Consider the following 13,703-nt stretch of genomic DNA (forward strand, 5'->3'; position numbering starts at 1 on the left):
GCGCGGGCGCGCCTTCTATCGAAATCGCGTTTCACGTTCAGCAGACGGTGTGTCGAAACGCGAACGGTCCCGTGGAAATATCGGATTGAATGCGACCGGACATCAGGCCATTTCAGTCCTGCCACGCTCCTCCGCCGCTTGCCTGTCCGATCGTCGCCGATTCTTGAGCGCGAGTGCGACGAACGCGATTGCCCCGACTGCCCGGAGGACGAGGTCGAACGACCCTGGTTCGAAGGTGGGTAACCCGACCAATCCGAACAGGCCTGTCACGGTGTTGAACAACAGCAGCGGAGCCATGAGGAGGAGTGCGGACAACGCAAACCATACTCGGTCCATCCTGCTCACGTCGGCGTAGAGATAGCCGATGACCGTCGCACCGAGTGCCACGACACCGACGAAAACGCCTGCCACTGGAATCAACACGTCGGGAACGAAGTAGCCGAGGTTGGTAACGTCGTTCAATCCGATGACGTGGACCTGCTGTCCGGTCCCGACACCGCGCAGAAGCAAAATTCCGGGTGTCAGCACGAACGCGAACGGAACGATGGCCTTGTTCAACGAGAGCGAAAACGCCTCTACCCCCGTTTGGAACTGGTCGGATTTCGCGATTCCGGAGGCCGCATAAGCCGCAACCGCCACCGGTGGCGTGATATCCGCGATGACACCGAAATAGAGGATGAACAGATGGGCCGCCAGAATGGGTATTCCGAACCCGGCAATAGCATCACCGAGCATCGAAACGAGGATAATGTACGTTACCGTCGTCGGCATCCCCATTCCGAGAATGATCGATGAAATCGCCGTCAAAATCAAGAGTACGACGATAGAGCCGCCACTGACCGTCTGAATGAGTGCTGTGAGATTCGGCCCGAGTCCGCTGACGCTGATGACGCCGGGGATGATACCCGCGGCCGCGACTGCGATGACGACCGTCGTCGCGGTTCGCGCGCCCGAATCCATCGACGTGAGCACGAATCCACCGTACTGGAACCCACGGTTGTCGGCGAGTTTCGGACGCCGAAGTGCCTTCGCTCCTTTTGCCACCGCGGTATCGACTTGCCCGTCGAAATCGAGAAGCGGTGCGTCCGCGTGCGGTCGAAGTAACATGGTTGCGAAACTCACCGCGAGAATTATCCATCCGAGTTGTCCAGCCACGGCGTTGAGTGCGACGATAGGTGTGGTTCCCGCTCCGCCGCCACCGGTGAGAAGTGAGACGATACCGACACCACCAGTCACAAACGAGACGAACTGAAGCGCGGAGAGGCCTCCGATCGTTCCGATGAGGGCCACTCTCGAACGGCGATTGTACGCCGCAACGAACGCGATGAGTGCACCGATAGCGATAAGAGTGAACCACGCTGCGCGTTCGATGGACAATCGCTCGATGATGAGAAAGTAAAGGAGCAACAGTAGCGGAATGAGGTAAAACCATCCACGAAGGAGGTGCGGATGAACGTTAACGATTTCCGAATCCGCCAATCCACCGATACTCTCCTTCGACGCTTCGAGATGGACCATTACCCAGACACCGAAGAAAAAGACGATTGCGGGGATCGTCGCGGCGATAATCACGTCGCGGAACGGCGTCAGCGTATATTCCACGATGAGGAACGCCGCCGCGCCCATGACTGGCGGGAGGATTTGCCCGCCGGAAGATGCAGAGGCTTCGACGGCCCCCGCGAACTCGGGGCGATAGCCGGAGCGTTTCATCAACGGAATCGTAAATGCCCCCGTCGTCACGGTGTTCGCAATTGACGACCCGCTGATGGTTCCCATGAACCCGGATGCGAGGATGGACGCTTTCGCCGGACCGCCTTTTCTGCGTCCGGTCGCGGCGTACGCCAGTTCGATGAACCATTGGCCAGCCCCACTCATTTCCAGGAATGCCCCGAAGAGAATGAAGATAAAGATGAAACGAACGCTCACGGTGACCGGTATTCCGAACACCCCGTTTTCGGTGTTGTACCAGAGGTTCTGAACGATGGAATCCCAGTCGAGCGGCGGTATCGAAAGCACGCCGATGATGGGTGCATCGAGTGGAATCAGATACCCCCACCGCGCATAAACGATGAACGATGCGACGATGATCATCAAGTAGAGGCCGAGTGCTCGTCGCGTCGCGTCGAGCACGAGGAGGACGCCGAGCACCCCGAGAACGAACGCGTAGGACACGTCGTTTAACGGAATTCCGATAGCCGAAAGTGCATCGACGATCGGTGAGAGAAACGGGTATACCTCCGAAATCGTGCGCCCGAATCCGAGGCCGAGCGCCCGCATTCCCCGGATCTCTTCGAAGTCGGCCAACATGTACCAAACGGCCAACAGCGATATCCCCATCATGACGCCATCGACTGGCGTAACTCTATTCCTGTCCGAATCTACCATCGCCCAGCGAACCCCTCGACGTAACCCTGCCGCGCCGCGGGTCACCGGATTATCGTCACCGAGTCGTTCGCGGAGTGTCGGGACGATGCGGCCGAGACGGCGCGAGAGAAACCCTCGCCCGGTCGAAGTCGGAAACAGGAGAAACGATAACAGCAGGGCGAACGTGACGTGTACCGCGTTCACTTGGAGCAGTTGAAGCGCACCCAGTCGAATCCCTCCAACGATAGGGAGCGTCACCTCGAAGATGAATCCGCGAGCCGCGAGCCACATCTGAAACGCCGAGAACGCGATGGCGATAGCCGAGGCGACGACTGCAACCGTCCCTCGAAGGTGGCGTCTATGTTCGAGTTCTTCGACGAGTTCCTCTTGTGCTTGTTCACTGAGTGTGTCGCTCATGTCGGACACCGTTTGATGACGAACAGTTCGACCGACTCGTCGCCCGAAAGTTCGACGAGGTCGTACCGTTCGTCATCGATTCGTAGTTCGTGGCTTGCCACGTCACCCGGCGCGACGGAAATCCGCTCGTACCGTCCCGGCGGGTCGAAGACGAACCAGCCGTTTTCCGTCGTGACGTTGGCCGTGGCTGGGAGTCCTGCCCCGTAGGACTGAAACCGCATCTCTGTCATCACCAGTTCATCCCCATTCACCGTGTACACGTCGTGAACCGGCGTTTTCTCGACGCTGTGCGTGTACGAAAGCGTTACCCGCGTTCCGTTTTCGACCGGTGAGACGAGTATCGGATCGCCCGTGTCGGCATCGGCAACGACGAGGATTCGCTCGCTCGCTCCGTCGTTCGTACTCCGTATTCCCGAACCCGCTCCCGCCGGAATCGCAAACAGGAGGATGGCACACAGGGCGAGCGACCATATCGTGGTATTACGAACCACCGTTTCCACCGGAGTCATTGCCTCCTGATCCGCTTCCGCCGCCCTGGTTTCCACCTCCCTGTGTCGTCGCTGGGCCGAATATTTCCCGTGCGGCGGGGTGAAGCGGAATGGACATTCCGTCAAGCGCGGTCTTCCGGTTGATGAACTGCTGTTTCAGAGTTAGCTGGCCGGTGTTGTTGAAGATGGATTCCGTCACGCCGCTGACGGCCGGGTTCGGTTGGTCTTGGGTTGTCGCAATCATTGCCTGCACTGCGACGGTCTGGACGGGTTCGTTCTGGCCACTGTAGGTTCCCGCCGGAATCGTGTCGTCGGCGAACCACGTCGCCTGATTTCTGATATTCTGTCGGGTCTGGCCGGAAATCTGCACGAATGCGATGTTGTTTGTCGTCGCCAACTCCTCGATTGCGCCGACGGGCCAGCCGCCGACCACAAATGCGGCGTCGATGTCGCCGTTTCGAAGTTGATCCGCTGCTTGCGAGAAACTGGTATTCTGTTGGGTGAAGTCGTTCTGCTGAATGCCGACCGACTCCAGAATCTGAATCGCGTTCAACTGGGTTCCGCTTCCGAGGTCACCCGTGTTGATGGTCTTCCCTTGCAGGTCTTCCAGCGTATCGATGTTACTCTCCTGAAGCGTTACGATGTGAATCGTCTCGGGATACAACGTCGCCACGCCGCGTAGGCTCTTGATCGCGGTCCCTTGAAATTCGCTGATGCCCGTTCCGTTGTACGCGTAGAAGGCGACGTCGTTCTGGATGAGCGCAAAATCGGCGTTTCCTTGTGCGAGACCGCCGACGTTCTCGACACTCGCGCCAGTCGATTGCACTTGTACTGTGTAGTCAGTGTTGTTCTCGATTATCGTCTTGAACTGATTCGAGAGCGGGAAGTATGTCCCGCCGGTTCCGCCCGCAAACCAGGTTAATCGCTGTTGCTGTGCCGATGTGGTTCCGGAAAGCCCAAGGAGCCCGGTTGCGCCCACAGCTTTCACGAATCCACGTCGATTGAGTTCCCCCACCATGTTTCTGACCTCTTTCTGAGAGTTCATATAGCCAATCGACGCTTCGAATCGGAAACGCTGCACTACCGACCGGAAACGGTAAATACCGCAAAGAAAGGCTCACTTACCTCAGTATTTCGAATCGAAAGTATATTTGGGTCCCATTTCGAGAATTGGGTATGGAAACGATACATGCCAACGATTATCACAACATCGCCAAAGTGAGCGATCCTCAAGTGGCACCGGACGGCGAGCGCGTCGCCTTCGTTCGTTCCGTCCCGAAGGACGACGAGGAGTATGAATCGACGGTATACGTCGTTCCGCTCGGAGGCGGTGAACCGACCCAGTTCACTATCGACGAAGGCGTAGATAGCAGTCCACGATGGAGTCCCAGTGGTGACCGACTCGCCTTCGTGAGTACCCGTGGTGCCGACGACGACCGACCACAGCTCTGGGTACTACCGACCACAGGCGGCGAGGCCCGACGGGTTACGGACGTAGCAGGCGGCGTCTCACAACTCGCGTGGTCGCCAGATGGGAGACGAATCGCGTTCGTCCAACGGAGCACTGAAGACGACCGTGAGGAGGAACGCGATATCGCACTCGATGGTGAAGAGTACGAACCCGAAACGCCGGACCCCCGTGTTATCGACCGGAAGGTGTATCGGGCGGGCCAGCGCTATTTCGACGGTAAACGAAGCCACATCTATCTCGCGACCCTCGAAGACGAGTCGGTCATCCGACTTACCGACGGTGACTTCGACTTTTCGAGTCCCGAGTGGGGCGACGAAACGACGCTCTACTACGGCGTCAAGCGTAAGGATGACCCCGACGACAACATCATCATGGATGTCGCGCTCTACGACATCGACTCCGGCGAGGAAGAGACGATCTTCCAGACGAGTTGCTGGGGGGCATCTATTTCTGCAACGGCGGACGGTCGGATCGCCTACGTCTACAGCCCGGAGGAGAATGCGACACTCCGTCAGACAGAAATCAAGGTCTTCGACCGTTCGACCGAGGAGACGGTGACCCTCACTGACACCCTCGACAGGACGGTTTCGAAGCCGCCGCAGTGGGATGCAAACGAGGAGCGCGTTTACTTCGGCACACCTGACGAGGGAGACTACGCCATCTGGCGCGTTCCCGGTGACGGAAGCGACGACCCACAACGGGTCGTCGCCGATGGACACGTCACGGAGTTTTCCGTCGGTTCCGATGCCATCGCGTACGCAAAATCCGAGTGGGACCATCCGGGAGACGTGTTCGTCTCGACACCTGGCGGCGCCGAAACCCGTCGGCTTACACGCACCAACTCGGAGTATTTGGACGACAGGGCGGTTAGCCAACCGGAGGAACTTCGGTTCGAATCCGACGACGGCACGGAAATTCAAGGATGGACGCTGACACCACCTGACTTCGAACCGGACAAACAGTACCCGCTCGTGGTCGAAATTCACGGTGGGCCACACGCAATGTGGTCTACCAGCGGCACGATGTGGCACGAGTTCCAGACGCTTGCTGCACAGGGCTACGTCGTCTTTTGGTGCAATCCACGGGGCTCGACCGGGTACGGCGAGGAGCACATGGCCGCAATCGAGCGTGGATGGGGAACTGTCGATTACGAGGATGTGATGGCAGGTACCGACGCCATAGCAAAACGCGACTATGTGGATACGGACGACATGTTCGTCACCGGCGGCAGTTACGGTGGCTATCTCACGTCGTGGATCGTCGGTCACACCGACCGTTTCAAGGGTGCCGTCACGCAACGTGGCGTGTACGAACTCAGCAGTTTTTACGGTTCGACCGACGCGTTCAAACTCATCGAGTGGGACTTCGACACGACACCGTGGGACGAACCGGAGTTCCTCTGGGACCGTTCTCCCATGGCCTACGTGCAGGACGTGACGACCCCGACGCTCGTCATCCACAGCGACGACGATTTCCGCGTCCCGGTGAACAACGCCGAGATGCTTTACCTGCTGTTGAAGAAAAACGACGTGGAAACCCGTCTCGTACGGTATCCGCGTGAGGGTCACGAACTCTCTCGAAGCGGAGAACCGGGCCATGTCGTCGACCGACTGGAACGAATCGTTCGCTGGTTCGACGGCTACTCCGACTACCACGATGTGCCGAAAGCATTGGAACGCGGTGATGACGGACTCTCTGCGGCGGATGTGGACGACGAAGACCAGGAGACTAACGGAGACGAATAACGCCAACTGTTGTCGTGGAGAGGTGTGTTTCGTTCGGGCTGGTTTTTCCGAGAATTCGACCGCAGTCTGCCGGTTTTTGACCGGAAACGAAGGGGTTGATTCGTTCGACCGTCCCGTTCGAGATATAGTTCGAAACGAGCTGTAATGCTCGGTGGTTACCCCTCTATCGCGGTATCGAGTGCTCTATACTGCTTTGTGGCCGGTTTCATTAGCGGGTCGAATGAACCCTCCCTCAGCGCTTTCACTCGATTTCGACTCGAAAGAAGGGGGTTCAGTCGACGATGATTTCGGAACCTTCGTTCCCGGTTTCGTGGGATGGCTGTATCTCGTTTTCGTAGCGGTCTATCCAATCGGCAAAACATTCCGGACAGAGTCGCTGACTGTCGATTTGCGAACGGTCAACCGTCAAACGAACTGTTCGTGCGAGTGCATCCGTCAGTGGTTCTTGGCAATCGTCACACAGTTCCGGTTCGTCTTGGTCGCTCATGCGCGGTCAATGTGACGCCGAATATATAAAAACTCGTCAGGAAGCACGCGGATGTCGGATGCAGGATTCAGGCGGGCGGCGCGTAGCGAGTCCCGTTAGTTCCCGGCTGAGACGGCTGATATTGCACGTGCATATCCGCGGGTGCCGTACTGGAGAAGAACAGGCGCACGTGGCCGAGCCACGGGATTTTGACTTCGGCTGTGCCGCGAATCCAATTCGGTCTGACCGGTTCGCTGATACGGACGACTTGATCGTACGCGTTGTTGTTGTCCCCTTTGGTGATGAATCCAGCGTGTTCGGCGGGACAGTTCGGGAGTTCGTCGCAGTTGTCGGCACCACCGAGATATTCCGGATTTGCCTTGCCGTACCAGTTCTCCCCCTTATCGACCCAGAACCGCGCACGATGGATGATGGGCGTTTCGTACGTGCTTCCATCGGGTCGGTAGATGATCACGTCCCCGGGTTGATTGAAACTGCTGTACCCGGTTTTTGCACCCTGTTGGTACGTGACGACACCAGTTCCTTCCTGTGCGGCATCCGGAACGAAACGGCTCTGATCCATGATGAAGATGAGGTCACCACGCTCCATCTGTGGCTCCATGCTTCCACTTTCGACGGCGACCATCGGTGGCCATACACCACTGATCGCAAAAAGCACGAGACCGATCAAGAGGACGACAGCGGCGCTCTCCAGCATTTCTCGGACGAACACGACCGTCCCGTTGTCGGTGTGCCGGAACCAACGAAGCCACGAGACAAGCCCCGATCCCTCGGGGCCGGTGTCCCGTACGCCGTCTGATGACGACTCGTCTGGGGGACTCATTACGGCTCTCTAAACTTCCATGGATTGTCAACCTTCTGGGTTAGTTCGCTACGTTTTTTGCACATCCGTTCGTTCATCGATACGTGCCATTAGAGACCCCGGCTCGAATCGTCAAAGAACTCACGAGCCGCGGGTACAACGCTGACCGAGAGGCGGTGACGCTTCTCGCAAGCGCACCGAACCCCGACAGTGCGCTCATCCGTGCAGTCGAATCCGCCCCCGAAAACGCGCTGAAACTCTCCGTCGATCACGTTAGGGAGGTTCTCGATACCGAATCATCCGATGGTCAAAACCCCTCTGTTTCGACTGGAAACGAAACGCCGAAACCATCCACAATGGAGACGGCTGTTCCAGTCGAAACGGAGGGGTCCGTATCACGAAACGAAGCGCTTCAGTCCGTCGGTATCGAGGGGGACGTAACCGGACAGAGTACGGGAACGGGCGAGTACGACGATTTCGTCACGGTGTTTCGCGACCGCTTCCAACAACTCTCTGGACAGCTTCGTGGTCGGGTGAACGCTCGTCCCACGAACGCAGTCGCGAGCATGCCTGGCGGCAGCGATGCCGCCATCGTCGGTATGATCAGTGACATTCGTTCGACGGCGAGCGGGCATTGGCTCGTCGAACTCGAGGATACGAACGGTACCTTTCCGTGTCTCATTATGAAGGACAAGGAGTTCGCTGGTCTCGTGGACGAACTCCTCTTGGACGAGACGGTTGCGGTCGAAGGGACGCTTTCGAGCGATGCTGGCATCCTGTTCGTCGATTCGCTCCAATTCCCGGATGTACCGCGAACCTACAAACCTTCGACTGCTGATCGCCATGTGCAGGCCGCGCTCATCAGCGACGTTCACGTCGGTAGCCAGGAGTTTATGGCTGACGCATGGTCGCGGTTTACCAGTTGGCTCCATACCGAGGAGGCAGAACATGTCGAATATCTCCTCATTGCAGGTGACATGGTCGAGGGCGTCGGTATCTATCCGAATCAGGACGAGGAACTCGACATTATCGACATCTTCGAGCAGTACGAAAAGTTCTCGGAGTATCTGAAGGAAGTACCCGGCGACATGGAGATCGTCATGATTCCGGGCAACCACGACGCAGTTCGACTCGCCGAACCCCAACCCGGATTCGACGAGGAACTACGCGACATTATGGACGTTCACGACGCCCGAATCACGGGCAACCCGTCCACAGTTACGATAGAGGGCGTTTCGGTGCTGATGTACCACGGCGTATCGCTGGACGAGGTCATCGCGGAGATGCCCGAGGAGAAAGCGAGCTACGAGGAGCCACACAAAGCGATGTACCAACTCCTCAAAAAGCGCCACGTTGCGCCACAGTACGGCGGCCATACCCGAGTTGCACCCGAAGAAAAGGATTATCTCGTCATCGACGAAGTGCCGGACATCTTCCACACGGGACACGTCCACAAACTCGGATTCGGCAAGTATCACAACGTTCTCGCGATGAACTCCGGCTGTTGGCAAGCACAGACCGATTTCCAGAAAAGCGTGAACATCAACCCTGACTCAGGGTTCGCACCGATCGTCGATTTGGATACGCTCGATGTGACGGTTCGGAAGTTCGCCTGATTCGAATCGTCGGTCACGGTTGCTGGTTTTTCCCGTTGAAATACATTGATAATAGTGGATTGATACAAATAGTCGACTTAAAAAGGACGTGAGTATCTGCGCCGAGGGAACGAACCGCGGGAACCACTTCGCTACCGAGTCTGTAGCGATTATCGATTCAACGTGTGAATCGCGTGTCCAAGCGCGTTCTCGGCACACTCCATCACTGCCTCCGAGAGCGTCGGATGGGTGTGGATCGTTGCGGCGAGGTCTTCCAACGTCGCGCCCATCTCGATGGCCAGTCCCAACTCAGCGATGAGTTCGGAGGCTTCCGGTCCGACGATCTGCGCGCCGAGGGCGAACCCGCTCGGTTCGTCGGCCACGATTCGGACGAACCCTTCGGCGTGACCCGTGGTCAGTGCGCGACCGCTGGCTTGGAACGGGAACTTGCCAACGACTGGTTCGAAGCCCTGTGATTCGGCCTCCTCTTCGGTCAGTCCTACCGTACCGATTTCGGGGTCGGTGAACACCGCGGCGGGCATGGCCTGATAATCGAGGGCCGAGGGTTCGCCCGCGATGACTTCCGCGGCGACCTGTCCTTCCTTGCTCGCTTTATGTGCGAGCATCGGTTCGCCAGCCACGTCGCCGATGGCGAAGATGTGTTCCTGTTCGGTTCGGGCACGGTCGTCCGTCTGGATGAATCCCTTTTCGTCGGTTTCGATACCGGCGTTTTCGAGTTCGAGCGTGTCGGAGACGGGTTGCCGACCGACCGCCACGAGTGCCTTTTCGGCACCGAACTCCGAAACGTCGCCGTCCTCGTCCTCGGTCACGACGGTGATGCCCCTTCCCGACCCTTCCCATTCTTTCGCGGCTTGCCCGAAATGGAAGTCGATTCCTAACTCGTCGGCCTTCTTTTTCACCGGTCGTGCGAGGTCATCCTCGTAGCCCGGGAGCACCGAATCGAGCATTTCGACGACCGTCACGTCGGAGCCGAGCTTGGCGAAGACACCGGCCAGTTCCATGCCGATGTAGCCTGCGCCGACGATGACGATGCTCTCGGGAACGTCGTCCAACGCGAGTGCCTGTCGTGAACTGAGGATATGCTCTCCGTCGAACTCGAAGCCGGGAATCTCGATCGGCCGGCTTCCGGTCGAGACGATGGCGTGTTCGAACTCGACGGTTTCCGAACCTTGTCCTTCGCCGCCGTGGACGACGCGAACCGATTTGTCGTCCGCGAACTCGGCGCGACCTTCCATCAGTGAAACGCCGTTGGCCTTGCAGAGTTTTTCGACGCCGCCCGTCAACTGGGAGACGACACCGTCCTTCCACTCGACCATCTCGCCGTAGTTCACGTCAAGTTTCGTGTAGATACCCATCTCCTCGGCGTTGTTCGCATCGTACGCCAAGTCGGACGCCGTAATCATCGCCTTCGACGGGATGCACCCGTAGTTCAGGCAGGTTCCTCCGTAGGCGTCCTTTTCCACGAGCGTTACGTCGAGTCCCAACTGGCCAGCGCGGATAGCGCCGACGTAGCCACCCGGTCCTGCGCCGATAACCAGCACGTCCGTTCCTGTCGAGATGTCTCCGACGACCATTACCCGAGTAGAGTAGCTACCGGGTAAAAAATCAGGTGGATTACGAGCCAGCAATTGGACGCATGTTGGCAATGAGCACGATTTTGTACCCTATCTACTCTCGGTGAGGGAACTTATCGTGTCTCAATAACGGCTATCGCAGTTTTCTTCGATTAATCGGTGGACCCGGTTTGTCGTTGGACCTTTCTGACGCACCGCTTTTCAAATCGAAAAAATACGGAAATCCGTGTGATGCTCCTCGATTACTCCAACAGGAGCAGTCGGGGGTTGTGCAGATATTCGAGTAGTTGGTTGGCGAACGACGCCACGACTGCACCGTCGATGATACGATGGTCGATGGACATCGAAATCGGAAGCGTGTACCGCGCTTCGACTTCGTCGTCCACGACGACGGGACGCTTTTTCAGTTCGCCGAGTCCGAGGATACCGACCTCCGGATGGTTGATAATCGGCGTCGCGTACTCGCCGCCGATGGCACCGAAGTTCGTGATGGTGAACGTGCCGCCCTGCATCTCGTCACGGGAGATGGTGCGGTCGCGGGCCTTCTCGACCAGTTCGTTCATTTCCGAGGAGATCTGGAGCATGTCCTTCTTGTCCACGTCCTTCAAGACGGGCACCATCAGGCCATCGTCGGTCGCTACCGCGATTCCGATGTTGTAATAGTTCTTGACGACGATTTCCTCGTTCTCCTCGTCTAACGCGCTGTTGAGGTACGGGTACTCTTTCAGTGCCGCCACGATTGCCTTCAGCACGAACGGCATGTAGGTAAGCTTGATACCGCGCTCCTCGGCGATTTCCTTGAGTTCGGCGCGCGTCTCCACCAGTTCCGTCACGTCGATGGAATCGTGGTGGGTAACGTGCGGCGCGGTGAACTTCGACTTCTGCATCTGTTTGCCGATGGTTCGCCGAATGCCGCGGTATGGAATCCGCTCCTCGCGCGGGCCGGTTTCGCCTGACGCGACTGCGGCGGCGTCCGCGGCCTGTGCGTGCTGTTGTGCTTCCGCATATTCCCGCACGGCTTCCGGCGTGACGAACGCCTGTCCGTCGCGCTCTTCGACGGCAGGCACAGCATTGAGGTTGATACCCTGTTCGTCAGCGAGCCGTCTCGTAGCGGGTGCGGCGAGCGTTCGCTCACGGTCAGCAGGTTCGATCGTGTCCGGCGACGGACCAGCAGAGGCTGAACCGCCGTTTTCCGGCTGGATTTCGAGGTCGTCATCCGACTCGACCGCTTCCGTTTCCTGTTCGACCTCGTCCGTCGTGCTTTCCGCTGCTGTGCGAACATCGTGTTCTGTCACACGACCGCTCGGCCCGGTCCCATCGACAGCACCGATGTCTACACCGAGTTCACGCGCAAGTCGGCGGGCGCTCGGAGCCGCGAAGACGCGTCCTTCGGGCGTCTCGGTCTCTTCCGAAACTTCCGGCTCTTCGCTGACTTCCGCTTGTGATTCCGTCGGTTCTTCCGACTTGGCACTCTCGGTCGTCGATTCCTCGTCATCCTCGCCTTCCACGTTGAATGTGATGATGACGTTGCCGACGGGGACGACTTCGCCCTCCTCCGCGCGAAGTTCGCGGACGCTCCCGTTGACCGGGGAGGGAACCTCCACGATTGCCTTGTCGGTTTCGACTTCCGCGACGGGTTGGTCCTCACTGACCTCGTCGCCCTCTTCGACCAGCCAACTGACGAGTTCTCCTTCTGCGACACCTTCGCCAACGTCCGGGAGTTTGAATTCGCGTACCATGTTAGAAGTTCACCGCGTCGCGAATGCCTTCCTTGATTCGGGCGGGTTCGGGGAGGTAGTAATCTTCGAGGCTGTACAGTGGGAACGGCGTATCGAAGCCGGTGATTCGCTCGACCGGGGCTTCCTGATACAGGAGCGCCTCCTCCTGGATCGTCGCCGCGATTTCTCCGGCAAGACCGCCCGTCTTCGGGGCTTCGTGGACGACTGCCGCGCGTCCGGTCTTTTTGAACGATTCGATAATGGTGTCTTCGTCGAGCGGCGACACCGTTCGAAGGTCCACGACTTCCACGTCGATTTCGCCGTCGAGTTCCTCCGCGGCTTCCATCGTCGGACGGGTCATCGCACCCCACGTGAACACCGAGATGTCGGCACCTTCGCGGCGGACTGCGGCCTCACCGAGCGGCACCTCGTAGGATTCCGTCGGCACTTCGCCGCGGAACGCGCGGTAGATGAGTTTCGGCTCGAGGAAAATTACCGGGTCGGGGTCACGGATTGCGGCCGTGAGCAGGCCTTTCGTATCGTAGGGCGTGCTCGGCATGACGACCTTGAGACCGGGCTGATGGGTGTAGAACGCTTCCATCGACTCGGAGTGGTGTTCCGGTGCGCGAATTCCGCCACCGTATGGCGCACGGACGACCATCGGACACGTAAACCGTCCGCGCGAACGTGTGCGAATGCGGGCGGCATGCGAGACGATTTGATCGAATGCTGGGTACATGAACCCGGAGAACTGCATCTCCGGAACGGGTTTCAGACCGTAGGCAGCCATCCCGATCGCCGTTCCGACGATACCGGATTCTGCTAACGGCGTATCGATGACGCGGTCGTCGCCGAATTCCTCGTAAAGGCCTTCGGTTGCGCGGAATACGCCACCGTTTTTGCCGACGTCCTCGCCCATGACGATGACGTCGTCGTCTTGTTTCATTTCAGTGTACAGTCCGTCGCGGACCGACTGAACGAGCGTAAGGTTTTCCGATTCACTAGTTGCCTGACTCATGAT

Annotated in this window: 10 protein-coding genes; 2 read left to right on the forward strand and 8 right to left on the reverse strand. The window is 58.4% G+C overall.

Annotated elements, in window-relative coordinates; translation table 11 throughout:
• Nucleotides 1-102: 102 nt before the first annotated feature.
• Genes OOF89_RS06505 through OOF89_RS06515 form a run of 3 tightly spaced genes read right to left on the reverse strand, consistent with a single transcriptional unit; the run spans nucleotide 103 to nucleotide 4,287 of the window.
• Nucleotides 103-2,781, reverse strand: coding sequence for a TRAP transporter permease (locus OOF89_RS06505; protein WP_266079429.1), 2,679 nt, complete (start codon nucleotides 2,779-2,781; stop codon nucleotides 103-105).
• On the reverse strand, nucleotides 2,778-3,215 hold the full coding sequence (locus tag OOF89_RS06510) for a DUF1850 domain-containing protein (protein ID WP_407661626.1): 438 nt from the start codon (nucleotides 3,213-3,215) through the stop codon (nucleotides 2,778-2,780). Before OOF89_RS06510 ends, OOF89_RS06505 begins: the two co-directional genes overlap by 4 nt.
• 46 nt (nucleotides 3,216-3,261) lie before the next feature.
• A complete protein-coding gene (locus tag OOF89_RS06515) occupies nucleotides 3,262-4,287 on the reverse strand; it encodes a TAXI family TRAP transporter solute-binding subunit (protein ID WP_407661627.1) in 1,026 nt (341 codons plus the stop codon).
• Between the two features lie 158 nt (nucleotides 4,288-4,445).
• On the opposite strand from OOF89_RS06515, the gene OOF89_RS06520 reads away from it, so the two are divergent.
• Nucleotides 4,446-6,485, forward strand: a complete 2,040-nt coding sequence (locus tag OOF89_RS06520) for a S9 family peptidase (RefSeq protein WP_266079434.1) — start codon at nucleotides 4,446-4,448, stop codon at nucleotides 6,483-6,485.
• Nucleotides 6,486-6,756: 271 nt separating this feature from the next.
• Here the strand turns inward: OOF89_RS06520 and OOF89_RS06525 are convergent, their stop codons facing one another.
• Both OOF89_RS06525 and OOF89_RS06530 read right to left on the reverse strand, forming a co-directional pair.
• The gene (locus OOF89_RS06525; protein ID WP_266079436.1) at nucleotides 6,757-6,972 is read right to left on the reverse strand and encodes a DUF7569 family protein; all 216 of its coding nucleotides are present in this window, start codon (nucleotides 6,970-6,972) and stop codon (nucleotides 6,757-6,759) included.
• Between the two features lie 67 nt (nucleotides 6,973-7,039).
• Entirely contained in the window at nucleotides 7,040-7,795 is a 756-nt protein-coding gene (locus OOF89_RS06530; protein WP_266079438.1) for a S26 family signal peptidase, read from the reverse strand.
• Nucleotides 7,796-7,878: 83 nt separating this feature from the next.
• On the opposite strand from OOF89_RS06530, the gene OOF89_RS06535 reads away from it, so the two are divergent.
• The gene (locus tag OOF89_RS06535) at nucleotides 7,879-9,390 is read left to right on the forward strand and encodes a DNA-directed DNA polymerase II small subunit (RefSeq protein WP_266079440.1); all 1,512 of its coding nucleotides are present in this window, start codon (nucleotides 7,879-7,881) and stop codon (nucleotides 9,388-9,390) included.
• A 149-nt stretch (nucleotides 9,391-9,539) separates the two neighbouring features.
• On the opposite strand, the gene lpdA is transcribed toward OOF89_RS06535, so the two are convergent.
• The 3 genes from lpdA to OOF89_RS06550 form a co-directional block, all read right to left on the reverse strand.
• On the reverse strand, nucleotides 9,540-10,964 hold the full coding sequence (gene lpdA, locus OOF89_RS06540) for a dihydrolipoyl dehydrogenase (protein WP_266079442.1): 1,425 nt from the start codon (nucleotides 10,962-10,964) through the stop codon (nucleotides 9,540-9,542).
• A gap of 242 nt (nucleotides 10,965-11,206) precedes the next feature.
• Nucleotides 11,207-12,703 (reverse strand): dihydrolipoamide acetyltransferase family protein, encoded by a 1,497-nt coding sequence (locus OOF89_RS06545; RefSeq protein WP_266079444.1) that lies wholly within the window; start codon nucleotides 12,701-12,703, stop codon nucleotides 11,207-11,209.
• A gap of 1 nt (nucleotide 12,704) precedes the next feature.
• A complete protein-coding gene (locus OOF89_RS06550) occupies nucleotides 12,705-13,700 on the reverse strand; it encodes an alpha-ketoacid dehydrogenase subunit beta (RefSeq protein ID WP_266079445.1) in 996 nt (331 codons plus the stop codon).
• Nucleotides 13,701-13,703: the final 3 nt, after the last annotated feature.

This window comes from Haladaptatus caseinilyticus, from assembly GCF_026248685.1.
GTDB classification, from domain to species: domain Archaea; phylum Halobacteriota; class Halobacteria; order Halobacteriales; family Haladaptataceae; genus Haladaptatus; species Haladaptatus caseinilyticus.

Coding starts and splice junctions, on each gene's coding strand:
- OOF89_RS06505 (WP_266079429.1), bottom strand. CDS start 2,781: ATGAGCGACACACTCAGTGAACAAGCACAAGAGGAACTCGTCGAAGAA.
- OOF89_RS06515 (WP_407661627.1), bottom strand. CDS start 4,287: ATGGTGGGGGAACTCAATCGACGTGGATTCGTGAAAGCTGTGGGCGCA.
- OOF89_RS06520 (WP_266079434.1), top strand. CDS start 4,446: ATGGAAACGATACATGCCAACGATTATCACAACATCGCCAAAGTGAGC.
- OOF89_RS06525 (WP_266079436.1), bottom strand. CDS start 6,972: ATGAGCGACCAAGACGAACCGGAACTGTGTGACGATTGCCAAGAACCA.
- OOF89_RS06530 (WP_266079438.1), bottom strand. CDS start 7,795: ATGAGTCCCCCAGACGAGTCGTCATCAGACGGCGTACGGGACACCGGC.
- lpdA (WP_266079442.1), bottom strand. CDS start 10,964: ATGGTCGTCGGAGACATCTCGACAGGAACGGACGTGCTGGTTATCGGC.
- OOF89_RS06545 (WP_266079444.1), bottom strand. CDS start 12,703: ATGGTACGCGAATTCAAACTCCCGGACGTTGGCGAAGGTGTCGCAGAA.
- OOF89_RS06550 (WP_266079445.1), bottom strand. CDS start 13,700: ATGAGTCAGGCAACTAGTGAATCGGAAAACCTTACGCTCGTTCAGTCG.